Genomic DNA, 26,779 nt, shown 5'->3' with positions numbered 1-26,779 from the left:
GCAGAGTTATTGGGGGATCCGATGAGCCAGGCCGAGACCGATGGCGCGGTCATCCATCAGCATCGGGACGCGATGGACGCCTACGCACGGCTCTGCTGCCCCGGCCCCGAGGCGGCCTCCGACCTGGTGATGGAGGCGCTGACCCGCGCCGGGCTGGCGAGCGCCTACTACGGCGGGCGGCCGGAGACCGCCTGGCGGCCCTTCCTGCTGGCCGAAGTGCGCCGGACCGCCGGCGCCTGGGCGGCCGAAGAGGAACGGTCGGGCGCGCTCGCACCGGACTTCCGGGGCTGGTACGGCGAGTTGGTCGCCGTCTTCGGCCCGGACGACACGATGCGGCGGTGCGAAGAGGCCTCGCCCGTGCTGCAGGCCTTCAACGCCCTGCCGGACCGCGCCCGGCACACCGTCTGGCACCAGGTCGTCGAAGGTGATCCCGATCCGGCCGGAGAGGCGGAGGCCGCTATCGACGGCCTGCGCGACAGCTATCTGCGGCGCCTCACCGACCGGGCGCCCGGCCCGGACTGCCACCACTACAGCCGGATGCTCGGGGCGGTGCTCCGGGGCACCAACCAGCGCACCAGCGAGGATCTGGAGCAGCACCTCGCCGTCTGCCCCACCTGCTCCACGGCCCTGCGCGACCTCCAGCTGATCACCGGCGCCGACAACGGCCGCCGGGACGCGCTGGCCGCCCGGCTGCTGCTGTGGGGCCACACCGGCTATCTCGCCGAGTCCGCCCGGTTCCGTACGCCGCCGTACTCCACCGCCCTCGAGGTGTACGACGGCCCGGACGAGCCCGCCGCCGCGCCCCGGCGGCGGCGGTTCCCGGTGGGCGGCCTCGCCGTCGGGGCGGTGCTGGCCACGGCGGCCGTGGCGGGCGTGGCCGCCGCTATCGTGCCGGCGCTCACCACCGACAGCGGCGCCGGTGACGTGGGCGCCTCCGGCGCGCACAGCAGCGGTACGAGCGCCGGGCCGAGCGCGTCCGCCTCCGCGTCGCGGTCGAGCGCGTCCCCCGCCGAGAGCCCGTCGACCGCCACCGGGGACACGGCGATCACCCTGGCCGGCTCGGCCAACGGACGGTGCCTGGAGATAGCCGGCGGCTCCGCCGCGTTCGGCGCGAAGCCGGTCCAGGCCGGCTGCGACTCCTCCACCGCCCAGCAGTGGAAGGTCCTCGACGTCGAGGGCGACGCCGTGAAGCTGCGCAACGCGGCCAGCAGCATGTGCCTGGACATCGGCGGCAACCGGACCGCCGGCGCCGCGATCTCCCAACGCCCCTGCGCCATCGGCGAGCAGGACCAGATGTGGCTGCTGAAGGTCTACCGGCACTCGGGGTACGTCGTGGCCGTGTGCAAGACCAACCCGGGACTGCAGCTCGGTCTCCAGAACAAGGGCAAGGACAGCCCCGTCGTGCTCGTCCCCGCCACGGACGGCGCCACCGGTCACTTCGCCCTCGACGACGCGCTCAAGTGACGGATCACGTCAGGGCCGTCCGGCAGAAACCGCTTGCCCGCACCCCCTGCGGCACGTCAGGCTCGACCATATGGCCGCGATCGAAGCCCGGGGACTGACCAGAACCTTCTACACCACCAAGCGGCAACCCGGACTGAAAGGCGCGCTGCGCTCGCTCGTCGCGCCCCAGCGGGTGGCGGTCACGGCGGTCCAGGATGTCTCCTTCAGCGTCGCCAAGGGCGAACTCGTCGCCCTGCTCGGCCCCAACGGCGCCGGCAAGTCGACCACCATCAAGATGCTGACCGGCATCCTCACCCCCACCTCCGGTGAGGCGACGGTCGCCGGCAACGTCCCGTACCGCGAGCGGGAGCGCAACGCCCGCAACATCGGTGCCGTCTTCGGCCAGCGCTCCCAGCTGTGGTGGGACCTGCCCGCCCGCGAGTCCTTCACCGTCCTCCGCGACATCTACGGCGTCGATCCGGCCGAACACGCCAGGCGCCTGCGGGAGTTCGACGACCTTCTCGACCTGTCGGCCTTCTGGGACACCCGCGTCCGCCACCTCTCCCTCGGCCAGCGGGTGCGCTGCGACCTGGCGGCCGCCCTGCTGCACGACCCACCCGTCGTCTTCCTCGACGAGCCCACCATCGGCATGGACGTCGTCGTCAAGGAGCAGGTACGGCGCTTCCTCCGCCACCAGGTCGAGGAGCGCGGCCGCACCGTACTGCTCACCACCCACGACATGACCGAGGTCGAGCGGCTCGCCGAACGCGTCGTGCTGATCAACCACGGCCGGATCGTGCTCGACGGCACGCTGGACAGCATCCGCCGGCTGTTCGGCGGCGGCTGGCGGGTCCACGTCACCGTCCCCGAGTCCGTGCCCGGCGCCGGTGCCCTGTCCTGCCCGGAGGGGCTCAAACTGCTCCGCCAGGACGGCCCCCGGCTGGTCTTCGGCCCGGACGGTACGGCGGGCGGGCTCACCTCGCACGAGGCGCTGAAGCGGATCATCGAGCGCTACGACGTCGCGGACATCCGCGTCGAGGAGAGCGACCTGGAGGACGTCATGCGCGCCGCCTACCTGCGCGAGGCGGCATGACCGACCTCGCCCTGCCCCTCCCCCGCGCCTGGCGCACCGCCCGCATCACCCCGCTCGCCGAGATCCTCGCCCCCGGCCGGATCGCCGCCACCGCCATACGCCTGGCCGTACAGGTCTTCCTGGTCACCTGCCTGTGGCGGGCGCTGTACGCGAACACCGGCAGCAGCGCCGGCCTGGTGAAGGAACAGGCCGTCAGCTACGCGGTGCTGGCCGCCCTGGCCACCCGGATCCGCGGCCTGGACCGATACACCGCCCGCGACACCGTCATCCAGCACATCTACTACGGCACGATCGTCTACTGGTTCCTGCGCCCGCTGCCGCCCCGCCGCTACTACCTGTACCGCGCGCTCGGCGACCAGGCGTACGGCTTCGCCTGGGCGGTGGCCGCGTACGCGATCTGCCGCCTCGTCGGCGTGCTGGAGGCCCCCGCCTCGGCCGGGGCTGCCATCGCGTTCGTCGTGAGCCTGCTGCTGGGCCAGGCGGTGCTGTACTACCTGACGCTGCTGACGGATCTGCTCTGCTTCTGGACCATCCAGAACAGCTCCGCCCTGCTCATCCTCCAGTTCGCCCAGAATCTGCTCTCCGGCGCCTACGCGCCGCTGTGGTACTTCCCCGGCTGGTTCGTGGCGATGAGCGCGGTGCTGCCCTTCCAGTCGACGCTGAACGTCCCCCTCTCGTTCTACATCGGCCGTATCCCGCTCTCCGACCTGCCGGCGCAGGTCGCCGTGCAGGCCGGCTGGGTGTTCGTCCTCGCCCTGTGCACCCGCCTGCTGTGGCGCAAGGCGGCGGCCCGAGTCGTGTCGCAGGGAGGCTGAGCCGGCATGGGATCCGTGCGCGCGTTCTTCGCCGCCTGGGGGCTGGCCCGGCGCATCGTCGGGATGACCTTCCGCGCCCGCCTGGAGTACCGGGGCGAGTTCCTGATGGGCATCGGGATCGGCATCGTCTGGCAGGTCTCGATCATCGTCTTCGCGACGGTGCTGCTCGGCCGGTTCCCCGGCATGGGCGGCTGGCCGAGCGACGCGGTGCTGCTGATCGCGGCGATGCGGATGTTCAGCCACGGTCTGTTCGTGCTCTGCCTGGGCCGCGTCCACATGCTCGCGACCCTGGTCCAGGAGGGCCGGATCGACGGCTACCTGCTGCGGCCGATGCCGGTGTACCGGCAGGTCCAGCTGACGTACTTCCCGGCCAACGCGATCGGCGACCTGCTGGTGGGCGTCTCGATGTTCACCGGCGCGGTGTGGAGCATCGATCTGCACTGGACCCCGCTGCGGATCGCGTACGTGATCGCCGGGCTGCTCGGCGGGATGCTGACCGAAGCCGCTGTCTTCACCGCGATCTCCAGCCTGCACCTGCACTTCCCGGCCGCGAACGCCTGGAGCATCTGGACCGAGGAACTGCTCGCCACCTTCGGCAACTACCCGCTGAAGATCCTCCCCGGCGTCATCAGCGGCGCCCTCACCTTCCTGCTCCCCCTGGCCTTCATCGCCTACCTGCCCGCCGCCGTCCTCACCGGCCACACCTCCGGCCTGGGCGTGCCCGGCTTCGTCGCCGCGGTCTCGCCGCTGATCGGGCTGGTGGCCTTCATCGCCTCACGTCTGCTGTGGAACCGCAGCCTGCGCCACTACACCGGCGTCAACGGGTAGCTCTCGGAGGCGAACCGGGCCCTCGAAAAAGAGGCCCTCACTTGCCGGTGAACTCCTCGTACGCCTCGAGGACCTCTTCCGTGGGGCCGTCCATCCGGAGTTCGCCCTTTTCGAGCCAGAGGACGCGGTCGCAGGTGTCACGGATCGACTTGTTGTTGTGGCTGACGAGGAAGACCGTGCCGGCCTCCTTGCGGAGCTCGCGGATGCGTTCCTCGGAGCGCTTCTGGAACTTGCGGTCGCCGGTGGCGAGGGCCTCGTCGATCATGAGGACGTCGTGGTTCTTCGCCGCGGCGATGGAGAACCGCAGGCGGGCCCCCATGCCGGACGAATAGGTGCGCATGGGAAGGGAGATGAAGTCGCCCTTCTCATTGATGCCGGAGAAGTCGACGATGTCGTCGTAGCGGTCGCGGATCTCCTCCCGGGTCATGCCCATCGCGAGGCCGCCGAGGATGACGTTCCGCTCGCCCGTCAGGTCGTTCATCAGGGCCGCGTTCACGCCGAGCAGCGACGGCTGGCCCTCGGTGTAGACCTTGCCACTCTCGGCGGGCAGCAGGCCCGCGACGGCCCGCAGCAGCGTCGACTTGCCCGAGCCGTTCGAGCCGATGAGGCCGACGGCCTCGCCTCGGTACGCGGTGAAGGTGACCCCGCGTACCGCGTGCACCTTGCGGACGTTGGGGTTGCCCTGGCGGGTGACGATCCGCCGGAGCGCGGTGACCGCGCCGCCCTTGGCACCGCCGGCGCCATGGACCCGGTAGACGATGTGGAGGTCGTCGACGATGACGGTGGGGATCTTCTCGTTCGGGGACTCAGCCACGACCGTACTGCTCCTCGGCCTTCCAGAAGTAGACAAAGCCCCCGACACCCGCGACGAGCGCCCAGCCGATGGCCATGACCCAGATGTGCGGGGGAAGTTGGGCCGCCGTGTAGGTGCTGATGAGCGCGAAGCGCATCAGGTCGATGTAGACGGCGGCCGGATTCACGTCGAGCAGCAGCTTGACGAAGTACGGTGCGCCGGCCGCGAAGTGGCTGATGCTGTACATGACGCCGGACATGTACATCCAGGTGCGCAGGATGAACGGCATCAGCTGGGCCAGGTCGGTCATCTTGCTGCCGAGCCGGGCCACGACCAGGGCAAGACCGGCGTTGAAGACGCTCTGCAGGAACAGGGCGGGGATCGTGAGCAGCCAGGACCAGGTGGGGACCTCGCCGGTCATGAGCACGATGGAGAAGAGCACCAGCATCGACATCAGCAGCTGCTGGAGCTGCATCAGGGTGAACGCTATCGGCATCGACGCCCGGGGGAAGTGCAGCGCCCGGATCAGCCCGAGGTTGCCCGAGACGGCCTTCACGCCGGACATCACCGAGGTCTGGGTGAAGGTGAAGATGAAGACGCCGGTGACCAGGAAGGCGATGAAGTTGTCGACGCCCTTGTCGGTGTGGAGCAGCAGGCCGAAGATCAGGTAGTAGACGGCCGCGTTCAGCAGCGGCGTCATGACCTGCCACAGCTGACCCAGCTTGGCCTGGGTGTACTGGGCGGACACCTTGGCCCGCGCGAAGGCGGAGATGAAGTGCCGTCGCGCCCAAAGCTGCCGTACGTAGTCGCCCAGCCCCGGCCTGGCGCCGCTGACCGCGAGGCCGTACTTGGCGGCCAGCTCGGCCGACGACGGTCCGGTGTCGGCCGAGGGCGCCGGCTCGGCACCGACGGCGACCGCACCGTCGTGCGTTGTCTCGCTCACAGTTGACACTTTCGTCCTCTAGTGGCGCGTCCGGTACGGGCCCGGGTTCGCGCCGATGCTCTCTGATCGAGCTTGTCAGATGATCGGGGGTCGGCCCAGTCGGGTGAGGCGCCACACCGTACGCCACTTCATCGGCCGGCGAGGACCGCACGGGGTGGTCCATCCTTCCCGGAATCCGCCGAACCACGCCTTCAGAGCCGCTCTGGACGGGCGGCGGAGCAGGGTGAGCAGCATCCAGGTGCCGAGATAGGCCGGGACCAGCGGCCAGGGCAGGTTGCGGCGGGCCAGCCACACTCGGTTGCGGGCCACCATGCGGTGATAGACGGCGTGCCGGCTGGGGGCGGTTAGGGGGTGGTTCAGGACCATGTCCGACCGGTAGTCGATCAACCAGCCGGCGTCGAGGGCCCGCCAGGCCAGGTCGGTCTCCTCATGAGCGTAGAAGAACTCGTCCGGCAGGCCGCCGACCTGCGCGAAGACCGACGTACGGACTGCGTTGGCGCCGCCGAGGAAGGTGGTGACCCGCGAGGAGCGCATCGGGTCGGCGGCGCGCAGCCGGGGGACGTGCCGGCGCTGGGTGGTGCCGCTCTCCGGGTCGGCGATCCGGAAGCTGATGATGCCCAGCTCGGGGTCGGCGGCGAAGGCCTGGCGCACCAGCTCGCCGGTGTCCTCGTTGGGGAGCAGCCCGTCGTCGTCGAGGAAGAGCAGGATGTCGACGTCCCGTCCGCCGGGCCCGAAGGCCTCGATGCCTACGTTGCGGCCGCCGGGGATGCCCAGGTTCTCGGGCAGCTCCACGGTGCGGATGCCGGCCGGCAGCTCGGGCAGCGGGGAGCCGTTGCCGACCACGGCGATCTCGATCGCGGGTCCGTGCTGCTTGGCGACCGAGTCCAGCAGGTCACGAAGCTCCTCGGGACGGTTGCCCATGGTGATGATCACCGCCCCGAGCCTGAGCTGCTGGGTCCCCGACGGCGCGCTCACCGCAGCCTGCTCGATGCCAGGATGCTGACGAGGTGCAGCACGGTCTGCAGTACGGCGATCGCGGCCAGGGCGGTGACGGCGATCCGGGTGAAGAGCAGGTCGCCGTGGATCGTGTCGGCGATGGCGGCGACCAGGATCACCAGGGAGGCCTCGACGCCGCCCACCAGGCGGTGGAACTTCAGCGCGGCGGCGGCCTTGCGGGCCAGCGCCAGGCCGGAGGAGCGGGGCGCGGACGCCGCGTCCTCCACGGCGGGCAGACCGCTGCGGGAGCGGGCCACGTCCACCAGGTCGGTCTCGGCCTTGATCAGGATCGCCCCGAGCGCGGCGAGCGTGCCCAGGAAGGCCCAGCCCCAGTGGGTGGAGCCGCCGTCCTGGTGGAAGATGTCCGCCGCGCGCATGCCGAACCCGACCAGCAGAGCCGCCTCGGACAGGTAGTGGCCCACCCGGTCGAGATAGACGCCGGTGATCGAGGTCTGCTTGCGGTAGCGGGCCAGCTCGCCGTCCACGCAGTCCAGGAGCAGGTACAGCTGGATGAGCAGGGCGCCGAGCACCGCCCCCGCGAGGCCGGGGATCAGCAGTGCGGCGCCGGCCGCTATACCGGCGAGGATCATCAGGCCGGTGTACTGGTTGGCGCTGAGCGGGGAGTTCAACAGGTGCCGGGTGCACCGCAGCGAGATCTCTCGCATGTACAGGCGCCCGGCCCAGTGCTCACCGTTGCGCCGGTCCTTGATACCGCCGGGGTGAACGACCGGGCGCAGCTCAGCTACTGATGGTTTTGGCATAGTCGGCGTATGCGTCCCTGATCTCGTCGGTGGAAAGGTCCAGGTGCTCCAGGATGGTGAAGCGCCCTGGGCGGGTCTGTGGGGCGTACTCGACGGCCCTGACGAACTCGCCCTCGGTGAAGCCGATTTCGCCGGGCGTGGTCGGCAGCCCGTGGCGGTGCAGCACCTCGGCGAACAGGCCGGCCTCTTCCTTGGCGCCGCGCAGGAACATCGCGAAGGCCGCGCCGATGCCGACCTGCTCGCCGTGGGCGGCGGCCCGCTTGGGGTAGAGCAGGTCGAAGGCGTGGCTGATCTCGTGGCAGGCGCCGGACGAGGGGCGGCTGTCGCCACTGACCGACATCGCGATACCGGTGAGCACCAGGGCCTCGGCGAGCGTCGTGAGGAACGAGTCGTCGCCCACGCCGCCGGGGTGCCGGAGCACTGCCTCGCCTGCGCTGCGGGCCATGGCGGCGGCCAGGCCGTCGATGGGCTCCCCGTTCTCACGGTGGGACAGCTCCCAGTCCGCGATGGCCGAGATGTTGGAGATCGCGTCGCCGATGCCGGAGCGGATGAAGCGGACCGGTGCCTCGCGGATCACTTCCAGGTCGATGACCAGGCCGATCGGGCTCGGCACGCCGTAGGAGCCGCGCCCGTTGTCGTTGTCCAGGGTCGAGATCGGCGAACAGAGGCCGTCGTGTGCCAGGTTCGTCGCGACCGCGACCATGGGAAGGCCGACCCTGGCGGCAGCGTATTTCGTCGCGTCGATGATCTTGCCGCCGCCGAGCGCCACGACCGCGTCGTACCGCCGGCCCCTTATGGCGTCGGCGAGCTTGACCGCACCGTCGATCGTGCCGCCGGTGACCTCGAACCAGTCGGCGCCGGGCAGCGCGGGGGCGAGCCGCTCGCGCAGCTTGGCGCCGGAGCCGTTGCTGATCGCGATGGCGAGCTTGCCGGAGCTGGAGATCCGCTGGTCGGCCAGCAGGATGGCCAGTTCGTTCAGGGCCCCAGCCCGGATGTCGACGACCACCGGCGAGGGGATCAGCCTCGTCAGTACAGGCACGCGATCTCCCGGGCACGCTTGAGGTCGTCGTGGTTGTCGATCTCGACCCACGAGACCTCGCCGATGGGGGCGACGTCGACCTGGAAGCCGCGGTTGACCAGCTCCTGGTAGCCGTCCTCGTAGTAGAGCTGCGGGTCGCGCTCGTACGTGGCCTTCAGCGCGTCGGCGAGGTCGGCGGCGGCGTCGGCTTCGATGAGGGTCACACCGATGTACTCGCCGGTCGCGGTGGCCGGTTCCATGAGCTTGGTGATGCGCCGGACGCCCGCGCCGTCGGCGGTGATGACCTTCATCTCCTCGTCGGCGAGCTTCTTCGCCGTGTCGAGGGCGAGGATGATCTTCTGGCCCTGTCCCCGGGCGGCGACCAGCGTGTGCTCGACGGAGACCGGGTGGACGGTGTCGCCGTTGGCGAGGATGACGCCTTCCTTGATGACGTCCCGGGCGCACCACAGGGAGTACGCGTTGTTCCACTCCTCGGCCTTGTCGTTCTCGACGAGGTGGAGCTTGACGCCGTACTTGGCCTCCAGGGCCGCCTGGCGCTCGTACACGGCCTCCTTGCGGTAGCCCACGACGATCGCAGCGTCGGTCAGGCCGACCTCGGCGAAGTTGCCGAGGGTGAGGTCGAGGACGGTGGTGCTCCCCTGTCCCGCCGGGTCCACCGGCACCAGGGCCTTGGGCAGGGTGTCGGTGTAGGGGCGCAGACGCCGTCCGGCGCCGGCGGCCAGCACGAGGCCGATCATGCGGGTTCTCCTGTTTCGTCGTGTACTGCGGGTGCTTGCGAGGACACCCAGAAGCGGATGCTCTCGGTGAGCACCACCACCGTCAGCAGGACAGCCAGGGCTGTCAGGGCGACGGTGAGGCCCGAGCCGCCCGCCAGAGCGGCGGAGGCTGCGGTCACCACCAGCGCCCTGCCCTCTTGTCCGCCGACAAGGCGTACCAGAGCCCGAGGGGGCGCCCCGGTACCGCCGCGAATGCGGTACACCGTGTCGTAGTGATGGTAGGCGACGGCGGCCACCAGCCCGAAAGCGGCGGGCAACGCTTCGTTCACTTGGGAGACGGCCGCCAGTACCAGGATGGTGGCGTATTCGCCGGCGCGGAAGACCGGCGGGACCAGCCAGTCCAGCGGGCCCTTCAGGGGCCGGGCGACGGCCAGGCCCGAGGTGAGTACGTATCCGGCCGCGGCCAGGACCGGCCACCAGCTGCCGCGCGGGGCGAAGGCCGACGTGGCGATGATCACGCCGGCGCCGAGCAGCGCCACCGCCGGGGCCGTGAAGGCCGGCAGGCGCCGGGCGGGCCCCCGAAGCGCGGCTGCGACGCCCTCCGCCAGCGGCCCGGAGTCGGCCAGCTCGGCCAGTGCCAGGGCGGCGCGGTCGGTGCGCGTGGCCCTGCGGGCAAGGGAGCGCAGCAGGCGGCCGCCGGTGGTGTAGCAGGCCGCGAAGGCGCAGCCCACGATCAGGACGTAGAAGGTGATGCGCGGTGTGGTGGTCGCGGTGAGCACCGCTATCAGCGCCCAGCGCTCACCGATCGGCAGCACTATCATCCGGCGCAGCCAAACCGTCCAGCCGACGCTGTCGAGCCGGTCGGACAGTGCGGCGGTGGGGCTGGACCCCGCCGATTCACCGAGTGCCGTCGCGTCGTGGTTGGCCTCGTTGAAGGCGAAGTCCACTACATGGCGGCAGGTCTGCAGCACCATCGCGCCCAGCGCCAGGGCCCATACGTCGTCGCCGCAGCGGGCCGCGCCCAGCGCGAGGCCCGCGTAGTAGGCGTACTCCTTGGCCCGGTCGAAGGTCGCGTCGAGCCAGGCGCCGAGCGTCGAGTACTGCAGGGAGTAGCGGGCCAGCTGCCCGTCGGTGCAGTCGAGCACAAACGACGCGATGAGCAGCACGCCGGCGGCGACGAAGCCGGGGCGGGTACCGGTGGCCGCGCAGGCGGCGGCGACCAGGGCGACCAGCAGGGAGGCGGTGGTGACCTGGTTGGGGGTCAGGCCGTGCCGGGCGCACCAGCGGGCGAGGTAGCGGGAGTACGGGCTGATGAAGTGCGTGGTGAAGAAGCCGTCCCGGGACTTCACGGCGCTGCGCAGCCGTACGGCCTCGTCGTCGACGTCCGCCACCGCGGCCGCGGCCTTCTCGCGCTCGGCCTCACCGGTGGGCACCGCGGCGACCAGCACACCCAGCTCGGGCCGGTGGACGGGGGTGCCTTCGGCGTCCAGGCGTGCCGCGAGCTCGTCCACCGGGGCGTCACCCGGCAGGTCGGCCAGCACCCGCGCGAGGGCGAGGCGGGCGGCGGGCTGGGCGGACAGGGCTCCGGGGACGGCGGCGGCGTCGAAGCGGGGGTCGGTCAGTGCCAGCCGCAGGGCGTGGACATGGCCGACGAAGCGCGGGTCGACGAGCGCGACGCGCTCCCCTGCCGGGAGCGCGGCCAGCTGTGCTGCGACGGCGCCGGGGCCGTCCGCGTGAAGCACGTCGAAGCCGAGGGTGCGCAGGTCGCCCTCGATCGGCGACGCCGCGACCGGCGGCCCGGTGAGGATGGCGGTCGACAGACGGACTCACTCCCTGGAACTGCGAAGATTTTCCGCCAGATGGGCGGGCATGAGCGGGAAGGCTATCGGATTCCTGAGAACTTCTGTTCACCACCCGTTCGCTTCATCGTCGCGCGGTCGGCGTTGATCATCATGGGGGATCGGGAGCGTCCGGACAAACGATGCCTCACGCCCGCCGATAGGGTGACCGCATGACGTGGCTGATCACAGGCGGGGCCGGATTCATCGGGGGGCACGTGGTCCGGGCGATGACCCGGGCCGGAGAGCACGTGGTGGCGTACGACGACGGCTCGGCCGGCATCGCCGAGCGCATCCCGGCCGGAGTGCCCCTGGTCACAGGTTCCACACTCGACCGGGAGCGGCTCGACGCGGTGATCGCGGAGCACGGCGTGACCGGCGTCGTCCACCTCGCGGCGAGGAAGCAGGTCGGGGAGTCCGTCGAGCGGCCGCTGTACTACTACCGCGAGAACGTCGGCGGCCTCGGCACCCTGCTGGAGGCCGTCGCAGCGGCCGGCGTCCGCCGCTTCCTCTTCTCCTCCTCCGCCGCGGTCTACGGCATGCCCGACGTGTCCCTGGTCACCGAGGACACCCCCTGCCTTCCGCTCAGCCCGTACGGCGAGACCAAGCTGGCCGGCGAGTGGCTGGTCCGCGCCGCGGGCAGGGCGCACGGCATCTCCACGGCCTGCCTGCGCTACTTCAACGTGGCCGGCGCCGCCTCCCCCGAGCTGTCCGACACCGGGGTCTTCAACATCGTCCCGATCGTCTTCGACCGCCTAACCCGTGGCGAGGTCCCGCAGATCTTCGGCGACGACTACGCCACGCCCGACGGCACCTGCATCCGCGACTACATCCACGTCGAGGACCTCGCCGACGCCCATCTCGCCGCCGCCCGGAAGCTGACCGAGCAGGCCGAACCGGGTTCGGCCACCGACCTGACGGTCAACATCGGCAGCGGCGAGGGCGTGTCGGTGCGCGAACTGATCGACCTGATCCTCGACGTCACGGGGTACGCGGACGTGGAGCCGGCCGTCGCCCCCCGCCGTCCCGGCGATCCGGCGCGTGTCGTCGCCTCCTCCGAGCTGGTCCGCAAGGAGCTCGGCTGGTCCGCCGCGCGTGGCCCGCGCGACATGGTCGAGTCCGCCTGGCAGGGCTGGCTGCTCCACCACCCGCAGGCCCGCCGCGGCTGAGCCGGGCGACCGTTCATCACCGCAGGTCACCGCAGGTCACCGCACATGACAACGGTCTTCACTGCAGAGTTGCCTACGGCGAGTGACGGGGCTTAACTGGGACTCGCCCGGCCGGGTATCCGCCGGGACGGGACCGGAAGGGGCCAACAGGCATGGGGGCAGGGCACTCGCACACGCACGCACCGGCGCCCGACGTGACGGGGACGGCCGCGGCGGCGTACCGGGGGCGGCTGCGGGTGGCACTGGGCATCACTCTGCTGGTGCTGGTCACGGAGGTCGTCGGCAGTGTGGTCAGCGGCTCGCTGGCGCTGCTGGCGGACGCGGGTCACATGGCCACGGACGCGGCCGGCATCGCCATGTCGCTGGTGGCGATCCACTTCGCCAACCGCCCGCCCAGCGAGCGCCGCACCTTCGGGTTCGCCCGGGCGGAGATCCTCTCGGCGGTGCTCAACGCGGTGCTGCTGTTCGGTGTGGGCGCGTACATCTTCTACGAGGCGGTGCGCCGGCTGATCGCCCCCGCTGAGGTCCAGGGCGGGCTGACCATCGTCTTCGGACTGATCGGGCTGGTCGCGAACGGGGTGTCGCTGACCCTGCTGATGCGCGGCCAGAAGGAGAGCCTGAATGTCCGGGGCGCCTTCCTCGAGGTCATGGCCGACGCCCTCGGCTCGCTCGCGGTCGTCGTGGCGGCGGTGGTGATCATCACGACGGGCTGGCTGCAGGCCGACCCGGTGGCGTCGCTGCTGATCGGGCTGATGATCGTCCCGCGTACGTGGAAGCTGCTTCGCGAGGCGGTGGAGGTCCTGCTGGAGGCGGCGCCGAAGGACGTGGACATGGCCGAGGTGCGCTCGCACATCCTGGCGCTGCCGAGCGTGGAGGGGCTGCACGACCTGCATGTGTGGACGATCACCTCGGGAATGCCGGTGCTGTCGGCGCACGTGGTGGTGCGGCAGGACGCACTGGATTCGGTCGGGCACGAGAAGATGCTGCACGACCTGCAGGGCTGCCTCGGCGATCATTTCGACGTGGAGCACTGCACCTTCCAGCTGGAGCCGGCCGGGCACGCGGAGCACGAGGCGCGGCTGTGCCATTGACAGCGGGTGCGTGAGGCAGACTGAGGACTTGTCGTCGATTCAAAGGATGGCCATGCCAACCAGTCCCGCCACCGGCCGGCCCGGTACCCCCGCGGCAGACCCCTCCGCCAACGGCTCTTCCGCCCCGATCCTGCTCGAACTGGTCGATGAGACCGGCGTGACGATCGGTACGGCCGAGAAGCTGTCGGCACACCAGGCACCTGGGCGGTTGCACCGCGCGTTCTCGGTCTTCCTCTTCGACGACGAGGGCAGACTGCTGCTGCAACGCCGGGCGCTGGGCAAGTACCACTCCCCCGGGGTCTGGTCCAACACCTGCTGCGGTCATCCCTACCCCGGCGAGCCGCCCTTCGCCGCCGCCGCCCGCCGTACCGCCGAGGAGCTGGGCGCTCCGCCCGCGCTGCTGCGCGAGGCCGGTACGGTCCGCTACAACCACCCGGACCCGGCGTCGGGCCTGGTGGAGCAGGAGTACAACCACCTCTTCGTCGGCCTGGTGCGCGAGCAGTTGCGGCCCGACCCGGGTGAGATCGGCGAGACCGCCTTCGTCACGCCGGTCGACCTGGAGGAGCTGCGCGAGACCGGGCCGTTCTCGGCCTGGTTCCCGACCGTGCTGGAGGCCGCGCTGCCCGGGATCCGGGAGCTGACGGTGGACGCGGGCTGGTAGTCCGGCCGGCCCTACGGGGTCGCGCTCGCCGGTAGCGGGAGCGCGGCCCAGACCACCTTGCCGCCGGATGCGATGTGCTCGACGTCGCACATCCCGCCCGCCTCGGCGGTGATCGCCTTGACCAGCAGCAGCCCCCGGCCGCCGGTGTCGGCACTGTCGGCCTGCAGGGCCTTGGGGCGGTAGGGGTGGTTGTCCTCGACGGCGACCCGCACCCAGTCGGTGCCGACGGCCACCTCGACGACGATCTCCGGGGAGAGCAGGGCCGCGTGCCGTACTGCGTTGGTGACCAGCTCCGACACGATGAGCAGCAGGCCGTGCATGAGCACCTCGTCGACCGGGACCTCCCGGTCGGTGATCAGATCCCGTACGGCATGCCGGGCCTGCGGCACCGAGGAGTCCAGCGCGGGGGCGGTGAAACGCCACGCACCCTCGTACGGGCGCGGGTTGGCCGGGGCCGCAGTCGGCACCGGTTCGGGCGGGACGCTCCCGCGGACCTCCATGGCGGCATTCACCCTCGCATTCGCGCGATGCTCCCCGCAGTCCCCGCGCGCGCCCCTCCGGGCGACGACAGGATCCGCCTCACAGATCGAGTGTCGGCAGCGAAGGGGACATCCCCGAGCCCCTAACCGGAAATCCGCAAGTTTCGACCGGCTTTGGTCTCATCCGAGCGAACCTGTCACTCCACCGATCGCCGATGGTGCCCTTGTTCCGTGTGCAAGGACCCTTCCTCGGTGGCTGTGCGCGCCTCGGTCACCATGCTCACGATCCGCCGTCCGCCGATTCCGGCCGAGATCAGCCCGAGCCCGTCGAAGAGCAGCGTGAGGGACACGAACGTCCCGATGACGTACAGGCTGCTGCTCGGCCAGTGGGCCAGCACGAGCACCGCCAGCAGGATGCCGATCGCGCCCTGCACGATCGTCCACACCATCTGCGGCCCCCGCACCACCAGGCCGCCGAAGAGCCGGAAGATCCCGCCGGTGAGGAAGAGCAGCGCGATGAACATGGTGAGCGCGGCCGCCGTGACCTCGGGGAACCGGATGACGATGACGCCGGCCGCGATGTTGAGGGCCGCCACCACCAGGGCCAGCCAGAAGAAGTTCGAGTGGCGGTTCTGCACGGCCTGGAACAGGCCGACGATGCCGCCGACCAGCAGCAGCCAGCCGAAAAGGATCATGGTGGTCAAGGTGGCGAACCCCACGTACAGCAGGCCGACCACACCGCCGATGACCAGGATCACGCCCAGCGCGGCCACCCAGCCGAAGCTGCGGCTGAGCTGGGCCTCCGGCCGCTTGGGATGCCTGTAATGCGCCCTCAACGTGGCCATGCCCGTCTCCTTGCCTTGTTTATGGTGATATACCCCGATTCACTCAGCTAAGCCCCTGCTCACCCCCTTATCGGCCCCTCGCAGGCCCCTCATCGGCCCCTCATCGGCCCTCCAAGATCGCCCGATAGGATTCGGGCATGCCTCTGCTGCTGGATGTGACCGGATCCACCGCGACGATCACCATCAGCAATCCGGCGAAGCGCAATGCCATGTCCCTGGACATGTGGCGCGACCTGCCCGGCCTGCTCAACTCGCTCGCGGCCGACCCCGCTGTGCGGGTGCTCGTACTCACCGGCGCCGGGGACACCTTCTGCGCGGGCGCCGACATCACGGACCTGCGGGACTCGGCGAGCTCCGCCCTCGCGCAGGGCGCGGCCGTCGAGGCCGAGGAGGCGCTCGCCGCCTTCCCCAAGCCCACGGTCGCGGCCATCCGGGGCTTCTGCGTCGGTGGCGGCTGCCAGCTCGCCGCCGCCTGCGATCTGCGCTTCGCCGCCGAGGGCTCCCGGTTCGGGGTCACCCCGGCCAGACTCGGCATCGTCTACGCGGCGTCCTCCACCCGGCGGCTGGTCGCCCTGGTGGGTCCCGCCGCCGCCAAGTACCTGCTGTTCTCCGCCGAGTTGATCGGCCACGAGCGGGCACTGCGCACGGGCCTGGTGGACGAGGTCCTGCCGGACGGCGCTCTCGGCAACCGCGTCGAGGAGTTCACCGGGGTGCTGGCCTCGCGGTCCCTGCTCACCCAGGCCGCCGCCAAGGAGTTCGCCGCGCCGGACCTCGATCCGGCCCGCGTCGAACACTGGGCCCGCCAGGCGGACGGCACAAAGGACACGGCGGAGGGAGTGGCCGCCTACCTGGAGCGGCGCGAGGCGCGCTTCACGTGGACGGTGCGGTAGCAACACCCACGCCCACGCCCCGGGACCGCAGCGCCTCCACCCCCGTACGGACCCGCCCGGCCACCGGCGGGAGGAGAAGCGAGCCCGCCGTGGCCGCCGTGGCCGCCCCCAGGGCGATGGTCCAGGCGACCGGGCCCAGCGGAGTGCAGCCGAAGAACTGGCTGACGCCGGGCGTCTGGATCACCGCCGCCAGCGCGGCCATCGAGCCGACCGACGCGGCCGGCACCGCCGGGCTGCGACCGCCGACCAGCAGGGTCTGGCCGAGCTGGGAACCGACCAGGGCGGCCAGCGCGACGGTGCGGGCCCGGACCGCCCGACCGGTGACGCGGGCGGCGATCCAGCCCAGGCCGGCTCCGAGGGCGGTCGCGAGGGCCCGTACGGTGATCTCGTCGGTGAGCGCGGTGCCGAGAGAGGCCTCGGGGCCCTCCCGCAGCAGGCGCTCGGCCGCGCCCTCGGCAGGCGGGCGCAGGGCGACGGCGATGGCCGGGGCGAGGTCGGTGAAGAGGTTGACCAGCAGGAGTTGACGGGCCGTCAGTGGCGAGGTGCCGGTGACGGTGGCGCCCAGTACCGTGAAGCCGATCTCGCCCAGGTTGCCGCCCACCAGGATCGCCAGCGCCTCCCGTACCGAGGCCCACATCGCCCGGCCCTCGGTCAGCGCGGCCAGGATGGTCTCCAGCCGGTCGTCGGTCACCACCAGGTCCGCCGCCGCGCGGGCGGCCGGTGCGCCGCGTCCGCCGAGCGCGATCCCGACGTCGGCGAGGCGGATGGCGGGCGCGTCGTTGGCGCCGTCGCCGGTCATCGCGACGGTGCGGCCGAGCCGCTGGAAGGCCTGCACCACGCGGACCTTGTGGGTGGGGGTGCCGCGGGCCACGACGCCGACGCGCGGCAGCAGTTCGTCCAGGGCGTCGTCGTCCAGGGCGTCGAGTTCGGCGCCGGTGACCACCTGGCCGCCGTCGAGGACGTCCAGCTCGCGGGCGATCGACTCGGCGGTCTGCGGGTGGTCCCCGGTGATCATGACGATGTGCACGCCCGCCTCGGCGAGTTGGCGCACCGAGCGGGCGGCGGTGCCCCGCACCTGGTCGGTGAGGGCGAGGAAGCCGAGGAAGTCCAGGCCGTCCACGGCGTCGTCGGTGAGCTTGCCGCCGGGTGCGCCTTCGCGCTCGGCGACCGCCAGGACCCGGTGGCCTTCGGCGGCGAGCTTCTCGCCCTCGACCAGGATCCGGTCCTTGGCCGCCCGGTCCAGCGGCCCGCCGCCGCGGGTCGCGCAGCGCTCGACCACCTCCTCCGGCGCGCCCTTCACCGACAGCAGCGACCTCTTGCCGCCGCGGCCCCGGGTGGCGTGGAAGCCGCGGCTCGGCTCGAAGGGCAGGCTGGTGCTGCGCCGCCAGCCCCGTGCCCCCGCGTCACGGGCCACGCCCGCGGTCTCGGCGCCGGCGACCACGGCGCGGTCGGTGAAGTGCGACAGCTTGGCGTTGCCGCGCGGCCGTGGGGTGGCCCGCAGGCCCGCCGCCAGTACTGCCCGCTCCTGCGGTCCGAGCCGGTCGAGGGGGACGCTGCGGCCGTCCACCGCCACGGCGCCGAGATCGATACGGCCCTTGGTGAGGGTTCCGGTCTTGTCGAAGCACAGCACGTCCGCGCGGCCCGCCGCCTCGATGGTGCGCGGGTCCCGTACGAGTACGCCCTGCTCGGACAGGCGCCGGGCGGCGGCCAGTTGGGCGGCCGAGACGAGGAAGGGCAGCCCCTCGGGGACGCTGGCCACGGCCAGGCCGACGCCCGCGCCGACGGTCTCCCGGGCCGGACGCCCACGCAGCAGCCCCGCCACCACCACCGCGCCGGCCGAGCCGAGCGCGACCGGCACCGTGGACCGGGAGATCTGCGCGAGCCGGCGTTCCACGCCGACCTGCGGGGGCGCGCCCCGGCCGGCCCGAGCGCCCCGGCCCGCTTCGGTGGCCTCGCCGGTCGCGACCACGACCGCGCGGGCCCGGCCGGCGGCCAGCGACGTGCCTTCGTAGACCATGGACGTACGGTCGGCGAGGTCGGCGGCCAGGACCGGTTCGACGGCCTTGGCGACCGGCATCGACTCGCCGGTCAGTGCGGACTCGTCCGCTTCGACACCGTGGCTCTCCAGCAGCCGGCAGTCGGCCGGCACGACGTCCCCGGTGGCCAGGTTGACGATGTCGCCCACGACGAGGTCCTCAGCCGCGGCGGTGCGCCCCTGCCCGTCGCGGACGACCCGGGCCGACACCGCCGAGCGCTGGTGCAGCCGTTCGACGGCGCGGTCGGTCACATGCCGCTGGGTGCCGCCGATGAGCCCGGACAGGCCGGTCACCGCGAGGATGATGCCGGCGTCCAGGACACCGCCCACCGCCGCGGACAGGGCGGCGCCGCCGGCCAGGATCGGGGTGAGCGGATTGGCCAGCTCCTTCACCACCGCGCGGGCGAAGGAGGGATGGCGGTCCCGGTCGTCCGACGGGCCGGTGCGGTCGTCGGCCTGACGGTCGGTCAGGCCCCGTTCGGTGCTGCCGGTTCTGGCGAGTACGGTCTCCGGGGTCATCGTGTGCCAGGGCTGCTGCGCCGAAGGCCGCTCCGGGGGGCGCCGCAGCAGCTCCGCCGCCGACCAGGCGCCGTAGGCCAGGCCCAGCCCGGCGGCAGCGTTGACTGCGGTGAGGCTGCGCGCGGACAGCCGGGGCGAACGCCGGGCGAGGGTGGCCGCGCTGCCGAGCCCCGCCGCCCCCTGGGCGAGCCGGACGCCGCGGCGGGCGACGGTGCGGGCCGTGCCGCAGGCCTCGACGACCACCACCGCCCTGGCCGGATCGTCCCCGGCGTACAGGTCGGCGCCCCAGGGCGGAGCCCCGTTCGCCGCGCTGACGCCGATCCCGACGTCGGCCGCCGCGAGGGCCGCCCGGTGCCGGGACAGCAGCAGGACCCCGGTGCCGTCCTTCTGCAGCCGCCGTACGGACACGGCCAGTTCGGGCCCGCCGGGCACGACGTCATCGGCTCCGGGCACCAGGGCGGCGGCAGCATCGGCGGGCCCGGCCGCCAGTACCCGCAGTCGGGCCCGGTGGCCGGCGGCGACCAGTGCCTCGGCGGCGTCGTGCACCTCCGGGACCACGCTGACCACCGCCAGCAGCCGGTTGCCCTCCGCCAGGCCGAGCACGTGGGCGGCGCCCTCGCGCTCCAGCCGGGCCCGGGCCCGGGCGCCGGTGCGGCCGCGCAGCCCGAGCCGGCCGACCGGGCCGAGCGCCCAGTCGCCGTCCCCGCTCACGCGGTCCGGGCGGCCCGGGTCGAAGAGCCGGTGGGCGGTGGCGGCGAGGCGGCCGCCGGGGGCGTCCTCGTCGAGGGCCACCAGGTCGGCGAGGACGTACGAGCCCGTGGTGAGCGCCGCCGAGTCGAGGACGGCGACGCCGATGCGGTCCAGGCGGCGCAGTGCTTCGGGGTCGTGGACGATCGTGCCGCTGTGCGCGAGGGCTCCGCCCAGGGTGGCGCTGAAGCCTTCGCGGGCGAGCCCGGGGGCCTTGGGGATCGCGGCGAGGGCCGCGCTCAGGGCGCCGGCCGGGCGCCGGGTGACGGCCAGGGCCCCGGCGAACGCCGCCGCCGCCACGAGGGCCGCCCGGTCCGCGTACCGCTCGATCGGGCCGTCCCGCAGCGGGGTCTCGCGGGGCGGCGGCTCCTCCCAGGCGGCGCCGGCGTGGTGCGGGGCGCCCGCGAGGTCCGGTTCCGCGGCACTCCAGGCGGTGCGGTGGGCGCCGAGTTCGGCGGTGTTCACGGCGTGCCGGACGGCGTCCACGCCGAGCCCGAGGAAGCCGCCGGAGCTTGCCTGGGCGGCCGCGTTGAGACCGGCGATCACCAGGCCGGCGTTCCGCTTGCCGACGGCGTTCTCCACGAGGCGCACCAGTCTGGGCTGGGTGTCGATGACGGTGATGAGGGAGGCGAGTTCGACAGGGAGCGGGGACATGCTGACCAGTCGCCCGGCGACGGCGAAGGGCAGGGCCGCGGCCTGGGTCGCCAGGGCCCAGGCGGCCCGCCCGGCCGGTGCGGGGGACACCGGGTGGGAGGGCAGCGGGCCCTCCGCCCCGTGCGCCTCCTCGACCGCCTCGACGACGTCGATCAGCGCTTGCAGCGTGTCCTCGTCGGCCGGCTCGCCCTCGGTGGCGACCACGACGACGCCGAGAACGGCGTTCACGGCCGCCCAGCGGACACCGGACAGCTCCTTGAGGCGCTGCTCGACGGCCTCGGCGGCAGCGGCGGCCCTGGTCCCGCCGTCCGCGCCCAGCCCGCGCATCGCGACATGCGCGCGCCCCTCGAAGGTCCGTACACGTGCCCGACCCTCGGGCGCCGGCCCGGCCAGGAGTCCGATCACACCCATCGCGGGCCGTGCCGCGGCCCGCAGCAATCCGACTCCCGGGACTCGCACCGCCTCACCACCGCTCCTGGTTCGTGGCAGAGCTGTCCGGCTACCCCAGTTTTGGGAGTAAATGCCTGATATCTGGGGTTTATTGCACTTCACGTGCGGTAGGCGGAGCCCATCGGACCGCATACCGCCCTCCGTGAGGCAGCAACGAGGAGGCGACATGTCCAGCACCGCAGAGACCGGGCGGAGGACCGCTTCGGGTCGTTCGGCCCAGACGACACAGCGCAGCCAGACGACACAGCGCAGGAAGACGGCCGCCCGGAAGGCGTCCACAGCCCGCCGGACGGAGCGCTCGCAGTCCGGCGGCACCCCTGCCGTCCGGATGCACACCGCCCACACCGACGTGCCGATCCCCTACTTCACCCCCGGCGACCTCACCGCCAACGCCCATGTGATCACCTCCCACCTGCCGCCCCTGCCGCCGCCGAGGCAGCTCGCCTTCTACGGTGGTCTGGGTGCGCTGGCGCTGGCCGGTGCGGTCGACTGGCCGGTCGCGCTGGCCATCGGCGCGGCCACCGTCGTGGCCCGGGGCAAGGGGCGGGGCGACGGGGCGCAGAGGGCGTAGAGGGCGTAGAGCAGGTGCCGCGCCGGGTCAGGCGGCGGCCGTGGTGGCGCGCTGCGAGCGCGCGTAGGCGGTCCAGAGCTGCATGAGGAGGCGCAGGACGAGCGCTTCCAGGAGCGCCAGGGCGGCCTTGCCGAGCATCGCAGTGAAGAAGTCCGCCATCGGGGACCACCTCCTTTTCGCTGTTGTTCCGTTCTCCTCCTTTCTGCGCTCTGCCGGCGTCCGCCGTACCGATACCGGGCCACGCCCCGGTGAACGCTCGGTGACAAGCGGCCCGGTCCGGCAGGATGGCAGTCGTGGAGATGCTGACCGCCGCCGACGTACGGGCCATGCGGCTGCGGGCCCAAGGACTCGCCGGTCCACGCCCACGCGATGCCGCCGAGGCCACGCGCCGGGCCGCGGCCTTCCAGGCGCAGGACGCCAAGGCCTGCCGGCTGCAACTGCGGGTCCGCAGCGCCGGGCTCACCGCCGCCGCCATGGATGCCGCCTGCGCGGCCGGACCCGACGGCCCGGCCGTCGTACGGACCTGGCTGATGCGCGGCACCCTGCACGCCGTCCCTGCGCAGGACGCGCGCTGGATGACCGGGCTGCTCGGGCGGCGCGTCGCCGACTCGCAGCGCGGCAGGCGGCAGCAGCTCGGCCTGGACGACGAGACCTGCGCACGCGCGCTTCCCGCCCTGGAGAAGGCGCTGGCCGGGCAGCCGCCCATGCTCCGGGACGAACTGGTTGCCCGGCTCGGCGAGTTCGGGATCGTCCTCGACCCGCGCAGCCAGGCGCCCGCCCACCTGCTGCTGTACGCGGCCGGGTCGGGCCTGGTGTGCCGGGGCCCGGAGGCGGCCGGCGACAAGGCGACGTACGTACTGCGGGAGGAGTGGCTGCGCGGGGTCGGCGGTCCGGACCTGGCCGGCGACGAGGCCCTCGCGGAGCTGGCGGCGCGGCATGCGGCGGCGTACGGGCCGGTCGGCGAGGGCGACTTCGCGCGCTGGTCCGGACTGCCCCTCGGCCAGGCCCGGCGCGGTGTCCGGGCGGCCGCCGGGGACGGGCGGCTGACCCCGGTGCACGGGCCCGGCGGCGAGCCGCTGTGGGCCGGCGCCGGCTCGGCCCCGCCGGACGGCCCGCTCCCGGTCCGGCTGACCGGCCACTTCGACCCCTACCTGCTCGGCTACCGGGACCGCGACCTGCTGCTCTCGCCGTCCTTCGCCACCCGGATCGCGACGGGCGGCGGCCTGCTCATGCCCTGCGTGCTGGCGGACGGCGCCGTGGCCGCGACCTGGCGGCACGAATGGCGCGGCGCGAGCCGCATGGAGGTGCGGGTGGAGCCGCTGGGCGGGCGGTTGTCCGCCGCCACGCGGGCGGGGGTGGACGAGGAGGTCGCCGACCTCGCGCGGTTCCTGGGGGTCGACGCGACGTGGCGGCTGGTCGACCACGTCTGAGCCGGCCACGTCCGGGTCGACCACGTCACGACGTCGCCACGGCACCACGTCCGGGCGAAGCAACCTTTCGGCGACCGGCGGCGACCTGGGGGCGTAAGTCACCGAACCGAAAGGCCACCCCATGCCTGCCCCCGCCGGACGTCACCGGGTCACCCGTAAGCGCTTCACCGCCGCCGCAGTCGCCCTCGCCGCGCTGGGCGGCGGGACGGTGTACGCGATCGACTCGTCCGCCGACAGCGCCCAGGCCGCGAGCGGCTGCGCGGCGTACGAGTCGATCACCATGGGCAAGTACTGGATCAACAACAACACATGGGGCTCGGACAAGGGCACCGGCTGGTCCTGCGTGTGGGACTCGTACCGCTCGGGGAACACCATCGGCTGGGGCACAAATTACGAGTGGTCGGGCCAGAGCAACGCCGTGAAGTCGTACGCGAGCAGCGTGCTGGGCTGGCACTGGGGGTGGAAGTCGAAGGACACCGGTCTCCCGGTGAAGCTGTCGGCGAGGACTCCGGTGAAGAGCACGTGGGCCTTCAAGGTCACCGATTCCACGGACAGCGTCTACAACGTCGCGTACGACCTGTGGCTGCACGACACCGCCGACACGGACTGGCAGAGCACGCCGAAGCACGAGGTGATGGTCTGGCTGGACAAGAACGGCGGCGCGGGCCCACTCGGCACGAAGAAGCAGCGGGTGAAGATCGCGGGCGCCTACTGGGACCTGTACGTCGGCAACATCGGCTGGAACGTGTACTCGTTCGTACGGGTCGGCAACACCACGTCCGTCGACTTCAACCTGGACGACTTCCTTCAGGCGCTGGTGCGCCGGAGTCTGGTCTCGAAGACCGACTACCTGAGCAGCGTGGAGGCGGGCACCGAAGTCTTCACGGGGAAGGCGCAGTTGGACACGACGGCGTACTCGACGAACGTCGGCTGACCTCACGGCCTCCGGTGGACCGGCTCCCGCCCCGGGCGGCGCCGATGCCGGCGGTGACGACGAGGGCGGTGCCGACGGCCTGGAGGGCGGTCGGGGTCTGGGAGACCAGGACCATGGCGGCGAGGAGGCTGACGGCGGGCTCGAGGCCGGCGAGGGTGCCGTAGGCGGTCTTGCCGATGCGCTGGAGGGCCTGCATCTCCAGCAGGAAGGGCACCAGGGGCATCAGGACGGCGATGCCGGCCACCGCGGCGATCACCCCCCACTTCGGGTCGGCGACGACACCCGCCGCGCCGAAGGGCGCCGTGAAGACGGCGGCGACGGTGAGGGAGAGCGCCAGGCCGTGCTGGGCCTTGAAGCGGCTGCCGACGTGCTGGGTGCCGATCACGTAGAGCGCCCAGCAGGCGCCGGAGCCGATGCCGAAGAGAATGCCGGCGACATTGGCGCCGCTCTGCCACGGCGAGGTCAGGCAGAGCACGCCGCCGACGGCAAGGAGCAGCCAGGCGAGTTCGCGGCGGCGGCTCAGGGAGGCGACGGCGACGACCAGCGGGCCGAGGAACTCCAGGGCGGTCGCGGTGCCGAGCGGTATGCGGGCGGCGGCCTCGGAGAACAGCAGCATCATGCCGCCGCTGACCGCGCCGAGCAGCACCACCGCGATCACGTCCCGGTGCGGCGCGGCCCGCAGCGCCCGCCACAGGGAGCGGCCGGTGAAGGCGAGCAGCAGGAGCGCGGCGAAGGTCACCCGGAGCCAGGTGGTGCCGGCCGCGCCGATGTCGTCGAAGAGCTCGGTGGTCAGGGCGCTGCCGGTGTGCAGGACGGTCATGGCGGCGAGGACGAGCACCGCCGCGGGCATCCTGCGCGCGGCGTTCGGGGAGGTCACAGCGGTGCTTGTCGTCGTCACCGGGCCATTGGATCGCCTGGTGTCCATGTCTGTCCACGCGTCATTGGCGGATGCAATGTCTACTATTGGTGGATGATTGAGGATCAGCTCCCCGACCTCGGCCGGCTGCGTCTGCTGGTCGAGCTCAGCCGGCTCGGCACGATGGCGGCCGTCGCCGAGCGCACCGGCTACGGCACGTCGGCGGTCTCCAAGCATCTCGCCGTCCTGGAGCAGGAGGTCGGCGCCCGGCTGCTCGCCCCGGTGGGCCGGCGGGTCCGGCTGACCCCGGCCGGGGAGCGGCTGGTGGAGCACGCGGTGGGCATTCTGGCCCGCGTGGAGGAGGCTCGCGCAGAGCTGAGCGGCGGCGGCACGGCCGGGCCCGCCGGGCGGGTGCGGCTGGCCAGCTTCGCGAGCGCCGCCGAGCCGCTGGTCGTACCGGCTCTCGTACGGCTGCGCCGGCAGCACCCGGCCCTGGACGTGCGGATGTACGAGCACGAGCCCGAGCAGATCCTGGAGCTGCTGCTCGCCGGGGAACTGGACCTCGGCCTGGTCTACGACTACAGCCTGGTGCCGCGCGCCGTGCCCACCGGGCTGAGCGTCCGGCAGATCGCCGAGCAGCCGATGCTGCTGACGCTGCCCGCCGGGCATCCGTACGACCCGGGGCCCGACGCGACCGTCGCCCTCGCGCGGCTGCGGCGGCTCGCGGACGCCGGATGGATCACCAACTCCCGGGGAAGCGACGACGACGAGCTGGTCCAGCGGGTGTGCGCGCTGGCCGGCTTCACACCCCGTATCGTCCACCGGGTGGACAGCCTGCACCTGGTCAATCTGCTGGTCGGCGCTGGTCTCGGGGTCGCGCTGCTGGCCGAGTCGGGGGTCGAGCGGTCCCGCGAGGACGTGGTGTTCCGGCCGCTGGATCCGCTGGTGGGGCGGCGGCGGCACTTCCTGGTGGCGCGTGACGGCCAGTGGGCCTGGCCGCCGATCGCGACGGTCGTACGCGCCCTGGCATGACGGGCCCTGCGCCCGCTCAGCCGGCCACGGCCACCGCATGGCCGACACCCGGTGCACCGGGCGGCCCCGGCGGGGCGTACCCGGTCGGCGGCGGCACCAGGCCGAGGCCGGCCAGCAGTCCCTCGGCAGGGATCATCCCGTCCCACTGCCGCGCGCAGAGCGGGCATTCGCGGGTGTGGCGGGCGATCCGCTTGCGCCACAGGGCGGACGGCACGCCGTTCCAGGAACTGAGCAGCCCCGCCAGCGCACCGCAGCGCGGAGTCGCGGCGAGCGCCCGTACGACGCTGCGGGCCGCGTCGAGGCGGGCCTTCATGCGCTGGACGCGCACGGCGGCGTGCTGCGGGGTGACGCCACAACCGGCGGCGAGTTCGGAGCGGCTGAGCTCGCCCGTGGCCTCCAGCCACCACAGGGACAGGACGTCGCGGTCCGCGAGCTCCAGCCAGCGGGTGGCCACGGCGACCTCGGCGCACTGCCCGGACAGGCCGAGCCGCAGAATCGTCAGGTCCACGAAGTCTCTCCCGGCGCCGGCCGGGCCGGCCGGCGTCCCGGTGAGTTCGAAGACCGGCTGGGCCTGCCGAGCGCGCCAGCGGTCGCGGATCTGCTGCATGGCGATGCCGACCAGCCAGGGGCGGAAGCCCGCCGGGTCGCGGAGTCCGCCCAGGCCTCGGACGACCCGCAGCATCGTCTCCTGGACCACGTCGTCCACCTCGGGGCGCCCGTCCAGCGCCCGCCCGACCACGTTGTAGACCAGCGGCAGGCTCTCGGCGATCAGGGTGTCCCCTGCCTGCCGGTCCCCCTCGCGGGCCGCCTCGACCGTCGCGGCGGCGGGTCGTACGTCCCTGCGCATGCCGTCACCCTCTCCCGTGCACCTGGGCCCGCCCCTGATGAACCGGCCCCGAGTCGGAGACGAACAGGGCGTGGAGTGGATAACAGAAAGTGCGTCGGCAACCTCGCGGGCGGTGCACCCGCGGCGCCGGACAGGCTCTAGGGTCTGTCTTGTGGATCTCCGTGGGAGAAGGAGCGGGGTCTGGCGCCTGTGATCGCAAGGCGGAGGAGGGAAGCGACGCGGTGGGGGCACCTCCCAGCCGCCAGGCTGGGGGACGTCGTTGACTGACGACAACGCCGCGAGCTCCCCCAGCCCTGGGGGCTGG

At 72.6% G+C, this 26,779-nt stretch carries 25 protein-coding genes; 12 read left to right on the top strand and 13 right to left on the bottom strand.

Going from position 1 to position 26,779, the window contains the following annotated elements; genetic code table 11:
• Positions 1 to 21 precede the first annotated feature (21 nt).
• The 4 genes from ACFXJ5_RS32895 (at position 22) to ACFXJ5_RS32880 (ending at position 4,179) form a co-directional block, all read left to right on the top strand.
• Entirely contained in the window at positions 22 to 1,464 is a 1,443-nt protein-coding gene (locus ACFXJ5_RS32895; RefSeq protein WP_384639326.1) for an RICIN domain-containing protein, read from the top strand.
• Positions 1,465 to 1,534: 70 nt separating this feature from the next.
• The gene (locus ACFXJ5_RS32890; protein ID WP_384639324.1) at positions 1,535 to 2,536 is read left to right on the top strand and encodes an ATP-binding cassette domain-containing protein; all 1,002 of its coding nucleotides are present in this window, start codon (positions 1,535 to 1,537) and stop codon (positions 2,534 to 2,536) included.
• Positions 2,533 to 3,351: an ABC-2 family transporter protein gene (locus ACFXJ5_RS32885; protein WP_384639321.1), complete on the top strand. Its 819-nt coding sequence runs from the start codon at positions 2,533 to 2,535 to the stop codon at positions 3,349 to 3,351. The genes ACFXJ5_RS32890 and ACFXJ5_RS32885 overlap by 4 nt, the downstream gene beginning before the upstream one ends.
• A gap of 6 nt (positions 3,352 to 3,357) precedes the next feature.
• Positions 3,358 to 4,179 (top strand): ABC transporter permease, encoded by an 822-nt coding sequence (locus ACFXJ5_RS32880; RefSeq protein ID WP_384639318.1) that lies wholly within the window; start codon positions 3,358 to 3,360, stop codon positions 4,177 to 4,179.
• 37 nt (positions 4,180 to 4,216) lie between these two features.
• Here the strand turns inward: ACFXJ5_RS32880 and ACFXJ5_RS32875 are convergent, their stop codons facing one another.
• The 7 genes from ACFXJ5_RS32875 to ACFXJ5_RS32845 all read right to left on the bottom strand — a co-directional run bounded on the left by ACFXJ5_RS32875 (position 4,217) and on the right by ACFXJ5_RS32845 (position 11,247).
• Positions 4,217 to 4,993 (bottom strand): ABC transporter ATP-binding protein, encoded by a 777-nt coding sequence (locus tag ACFXJ5_RS32875; protein ID WP_384639316.1) that lies wholly within the window; start codon positions 4,991 to 4,993, stop codon positions 4,217 to 4,219.
• A complete protein-coding gene (locus ACFXJ5_RS32870) occupies positions 4,986 to 5,915 on the bottom strand; it encodes an ABC transporter permease (protein ID WP_384639313.1) in 930 nt (309 codons plus the stop codon). Before ACFXJ5_RS32870 ends, ACFXJ5_RS32875 begins: the two co-directional genes overlap by 8 nt.
• Positions 5,916 to 5,990: 75 nt before the next feature.
• Positions 5,991 to 6,836, bottom strand: a complete 846-nt coding sequence (locus ACFXJ5_RS32865) for a glycosyltransferase family 2 protein (RefSeq protein ID WP_384639443.1) — start codon at positions 6,834 to 6,836, stop codon at positions 5,991 to 5,993.
• Between the two features lie 50 nt (positions 6,837 to 6,886).
• Positions 6,887 to 7,672, bottom strand: a complete 786-nt coding sequence (locus ACFXJ5_RS32860) for a CDP-alcohol phosphatidyltransferase family protein (RefSeq protein ID WP_384639311.1) — start codon at positions 7,670 to 7,672, stop codon at positions 6,887 to 6,889.
• Positions 7,650 to 8,711: an iron-containing alcohol dehydrogenase family protein gene (locus ACFXJ5_RS32855; RefSeq protein ID WP_384639308.1), complete on the bottom strand. Its 1,062-nt coding sequence runs from the start codon at positions 8,709 to 8,711 to the stop codon at positions 7,650 to 7,652. The genes ACFXJ5_RS32860 and ACFXJ5_RS32855 overlap by 23 nt, the downstream gene beginning before the upstream one ends.
• On the bottom strand, positions 8,699 to 9,448 hold the full coding sequence (locus ACFXJ5_RS32850) for a sugar phosphate nucleotidyltransferase (protein WP_384639305.1): 750 nt from the start codon (positions 9,446 to 9,448) through the stop codon (positions 8,699 to 8,701). Before ACFXJ5_RS32850 ends, ACFXJ5_RS32855 begins: the two co-directional genes overlap by 13 nt.
• Entirely contained in the window at positions 9,445 to 11,247 is a 1,803-nt protein-coding gene (locus ACFXJ5_RS32845) for a DUF5941 domain-containing protein (protein WP_384639440.1), read from the bottom strand. Before ACFXJ5_RS32845 ends, ACFXJ5_RS32850 begins: the two co-directional genes overlap by 4 nt.
• Positions 11,248 to 11,438: 191 nt before the next feature.
• Between ACFXJ5_RS32845 and galE the strand changes: the two genes are divergently transcribed.
• From galE to idi, 3 genes are all read left to right on the top strand, one after another.
• The gene (gene galE / locus ACFXJ5_RS32840) at positions 11,439 to 12,434 is read left to right on the top strand and encodes a UDP-glucose 4-epimerase GalE (protein ID WP_384639302.1); all 996 of its coding nucleotides are present in this window, start codon (positions 11,439 to 11,441) and stop codon (positions 12,432 to 12,434) included.
• A gap of 152 nt (positions 12,435 to 12,586) precedes the next feature.
• Positions 12,587 to 13,525: a cation diffusion facilitator family transporter gene (locus ACFXJ5_RS32835; protein WP_384639299.1), complete on the top strand. Its 939-nt coding sequence runs from the start codon at positions 12,587 to 12,589 to the stop codon at positions 13,523 to 13,525.
• Between the two features lie 52 nt (positions 13,526 to 13,577).
• Positions 13,578 to 14,186, top strand: coding sequence for an isopentenyl-diphosphate Delta-isomerase (gene idi / locus ACFXJ5_RS32830; protein WP_384639296.1), 609 nt, complete (start codon positions 13,578 to 13,580; stop codon positions 14,184 to 14,186).
• Between the two features lie 11 nt (positions 14,187 to 14,197).
• On the opposite strand, the gene ACFXJ5_RS32825 is transcribed toward idi, so the two are convergent.
• Together ACFXJ5_RS32825 and ACFXJ5_RS32820 are read right to left on the bottom strand one after the other, a co-directional pair.
• On the bottom strand, positions 14,198 to 14,686 hold the full coding sequence (locus ACFXJ5_RS32825) for an ATP-binding protein (protein ID WP_384639294.1): 489 nt from the start codon (positions 14,684 to 14,686) through the stop codon (positions 14,198 to 14,200).
• A 176-nt stretch (positions 14,687 to 14,862) separates the two neighbouring features.
• Positions 14,863 to 15,510 (bottom strand): HdeD family acid-resistance protein, encoded by a 648-nt coding sequence (locus tag ACFXJ5_RS32820; RefSeq protein WP_384639291.1) that lies wholly within the window; start codon positions 15,508 to 15,510, stop codon positions 14,863 to 14,865.
• A 137-nt stretch (positions 15,511 to 15,647) separates the two neighbouring features.
• On the opposite strand from ACFXJ5_RS32820, the gene ACFXJ5_RS32815 reads away from it, so the two are divergent.
• A complete protein-coding gene (locus tag ACFXJ5_RS32815; RefSeq protein WP_384639289.1) occupies positions 15,648 to 16,400 on the top strand; it encodes an enoyl-CoA hydratase/isomerase family protein in 753 nt (250 codons plus the stop codon).
• On the opposite strand, the gene ACFXJ5_RS32810 is transcribed toward ACFXJ5_RS32815, so the two are convergent.
• Positions 16,381 to 20,814 carry an HAD-IC family P-type ATPase gene (locus ACFXJ5_RS32810; protein ID WP_384639286.1) on the bottom strand — a complete coding sequence of 1,478 codons (4,434 nt, stop codon included), beginning with the start codon at positions 20,812 to 20,814 and terminating at the stop codon, positions 16,381 to 16,383. The two genes, ACFXJ5_RS32815 and ACFXJ5_RS32810, sit on opposite strands and share 20 nt — an antisense overlap.
• A gap of 157 nt (positions 20,815 to 20,971) precedes the next feature.
• Here ACFXJ5_RS32810 and ACFXJ5_RS32805 point away from each other — a divergent pair, with 157 nt between their 5' ends.
• Positions 20,972 to 21,376 (top strand): hypothetical protein, encoded by a 405-nt coding sequence (locus tag ACFXJ5_RS32805; protein WP_384639283.1) that lies wholly within the window; start codon positions 20,972 to 20,974, stop codon positions 21,374 to 21,376.
• Between the two features lie 27 nt (positions 21,377 to 21,403).
• On the opposite strand, the gene ACFXJ5_RS32800 is transcribed toward ACFXJ5_RS32805, so the two are convergent.
• Positions 21,404 to 21,535 (bottom strand): hypothetical protein, encoded by a 132-nt coding sequence (locus tag ACFXJ5_RS32800; protein ID WP_384639280.1) that lies wholly within the window; start codon positions 21,533 to 21,535, stop codon positions 21,404 to 21,406.
• A gap of 140 nt (positions 21,536 to 21,675) precedes the next feature.
• On the opposite strand from ACFXJ5_RS32800, the gene ACFXJ5_RS32795 reads away from it, so the two are divergent.
• Positions 21,676 to 22,806 carry a winged helix DNA-binding domain-containing protein gene (locus tag ACFXJ5_RS32795; protein WP_384639437.1) on the top strand — a complete coding sequence of 377 codons (1,131 nt, stop codon included), beginning with the start codon at positions 21,676 to 21,678 and terminating at the stop codon, positions 22,804 to 22,806.
• Between the two features lie 121 nt (positions 22,807 to 22,927).
• On the top strand, positions 22,928 to 23,740 hold the full coding sequence (locus ACFXJ5_RS32790) for a GH12 family glycosyl hydrolase domain-containing protein (protein ID WP_384639278.1): 813 nt from the start codon (positions 22,928 to 22,930) through the stop codon (positions 23,738 to 23,740).
• On the opposite strand, the gene ACFXJ5_RS32785 is transcribed toward ACFXJ5_RS32790, so the two are convergent.
• Positions 23,688 to 24,638, bottom strand: a complete 951-nt coding sequence (locus ACFXJ5_RS32785; protein WP_384639275.1) for a DMT family transporter — start codon at positions 24,636 to 24,638, stop codon at positions 23,688 to 23,690. The two genes, ACFXJ5_RS32790 and ACFXJ5_RS32785, sit on opposite strands and share 53 nt — an antisense overlap.
• A gap of 72 nt (positions 24,639 to 24,710) precedes the next feature.
• Between ACFXJ5_RS32785 and ACFXJ5_RS32780 the strand changes: the two genes are divergently transcribed.
• The gene (locus ACFXJ5_RS32780; protein ID WP_384639273.1) at positions 24,711 to 25,628 is read left to right on the top strand and encodes a LysR family transcriptional regulator; all 918 of its coding nucleotides are present in this window, start codon (positions 24,711 to 24,713) and stop codon (positions 25,626 to 25,628) included.
• Between the two features lie 16 nt (positions 25,629 to 25,644).
• Here ACFXJ5_RS32780 and ACFXJ5_RS32775 read toward each other — a convergent pair whose 3' ends face one another.
• Positions 25,645 to 26,475 carry an RNA polymerase sigma factor gene (locus tag ACFXJ5_RS32775; RefSeq protein ID WP_384639270.1) on the bottom strand — a complete coding sequence of 277 codons (831 nt, stop codon included), beginning with the start codon at positions 26,473 to 26,475 and terminating at the stop codon, positions 25,645 to 25,647.
• Positions 26,476 to 26,779: the final 304 nt, after the last annotated feature.

Source organism: Streptomyces sp. NPDC059373 (genome assembly GCF_042751495.1).
In the GTDB taxonomy this organism is placed as follows: Bacteria; Actinomycetota; Actinomycetes; order Streptomycetales; family Streptomycetaceae; genus Actinacidiphila.
The sequence above is the reverse complement of the archived record's forward strand: the minus strand, read 5'-3'. Positions and strand labels throughout refer to the sequence as shown.

Bases quoted from the DNA above. Each gene is read 5' to 3' on its own strand.
- ACFXJ5_RS32895 (WP_384639326.1), top strand. From the start codon at position 22: ATGAGCCAGGCCGAGACCGATGGCGCGGTCATCCATCAGCATCGGGAC.
- ACFXJ5_RS32890 (WP_384639324.1), top strand. From the start codon at position 1,535: ATGGCCGCGATCGAAGCCCGGGGACTGACCAGAACCTTCTACACCACC.
- ACFXJ5_RS32885 (WP_384639321.1), top strand. From the start codon at position 2,533: ATGACCGACCTCGCCCTGCCCCTCCCCCGCGCCTGGCGCACCGCCCGC.
- ACFXJ5_RS32880 (WP_384639318.1), top strand. From the start codon at position 3,358: ATGGGATCCGTGCGCGCGTTCTTCGCCGCCTGGGGGCTGGCCCGGCGC.
- ACFXJ5_RS32865 (WP_384639443.1), bottom strand. From the start codon at position 6,836: ATGGGCAACCGTCCCGAGGAGCTTCGTGACCTGCTGGACTCGGTCGCC.
- ACFXJ5_RS32860 (WP_384639311.1), bottom strand. From the start codon at position 7,672: ATGCCAAAACCATCAGTAGCTGAGCTGCGCCCGGTCGTTCACCCCGGC.
- ACFXJ5_RS32850 (WP_384639305.1), bottom strand. From the start codon at position 9,448: ATGATCGGCCTCGTGCTGGCCGCCGGCGCCGGACGGCGTCTGCGCCCC.
- galE (WP_384639302.1), top strand. From the start codon at position 11,439: ATGACGTGGCTGATCACAGGCGGGGCCGGATTCATCGGGGGGCACGTG.
- ACFXJ5_RS32835 (WP_384639299.1), top strand. From the start codon at position 12,587: ATGGGGGCAGGGCACTCGCACACGCACGCACCGGCGCCCGACGTGACG.
- idi (WP_384639296.1), top strand. From the start codon at position 13,578: ATGCCAACCAGTCCCGCCACCGGCCGGCCCGGTACCCCCGCGGCAGAC.
- ACFXJ5_RS32825 (WP_384639294.1), bottom strand. From the start codon at position 14,686: ATGGAGGTCCGCGGGAGCGTCCCGCCCGAACCGGTGCCGACTGCGGCC.
- ACFXJ5_RS32820 (WP_384639291.1), bottom strand. From the start codon at position 15,510: ATGGCCACGTTGAGGGCGCATTACAGGCATCCCAAGCGGCCGGAGGCC.
- ACFXJ5_RS32815 (WP_384639289.1), top strand. From the start codon at position 15,648: ATGCCTCTGCTGCTGGATGTGACCGGATCCACCGCGACGATCACCATC.
- ACFXJ5_RS32805 (WP_384639283.1), top strand. From the start codon at position 20,972: ATGTCCAGCACCGCAGAGACCGGGCGGAGGACCGCTTCGGGTCGTTCG.
- ACFXJ5_RS32800 (WP_384639280.1), bottom strand. From the start codon at position 21,535: ATGGCGGACTTCTTCACTGCGATGCTCGGCAAGGCCGCCCTGGCGCTC.
- ACFXJ5_RS32795 (WP_384639437.1), top strand. From the start codon at position 21,676: ATGCTGACCGCCGCCGACGTACGGGCCATGCGGCTGCGGGCCCAAGGA.
- ACFXJ5_RS32790 (WP_384639278.1), top strand. From the start codon at position 22,928: ATGCCTGCCCCCGCCGGACGTCACCGGGTCACCCGTAAGCGCTTCACC.
- ACFXJ5_RS32780 (WP_384639273.1), top strand. From the start codon at position 24,711: ATGATTGAGGATCAGCTCCCCGACCTCGGCCGGCTGCGTCTGCTGGTC.
- ACFXJ5_RS32775 (WP_384639270.1), bottom strand. From the start codon at position 26,475: ATGCGCAGGGACGTACGACCCGCCGCCGCGACGGTCGAGGCGGCCCGC.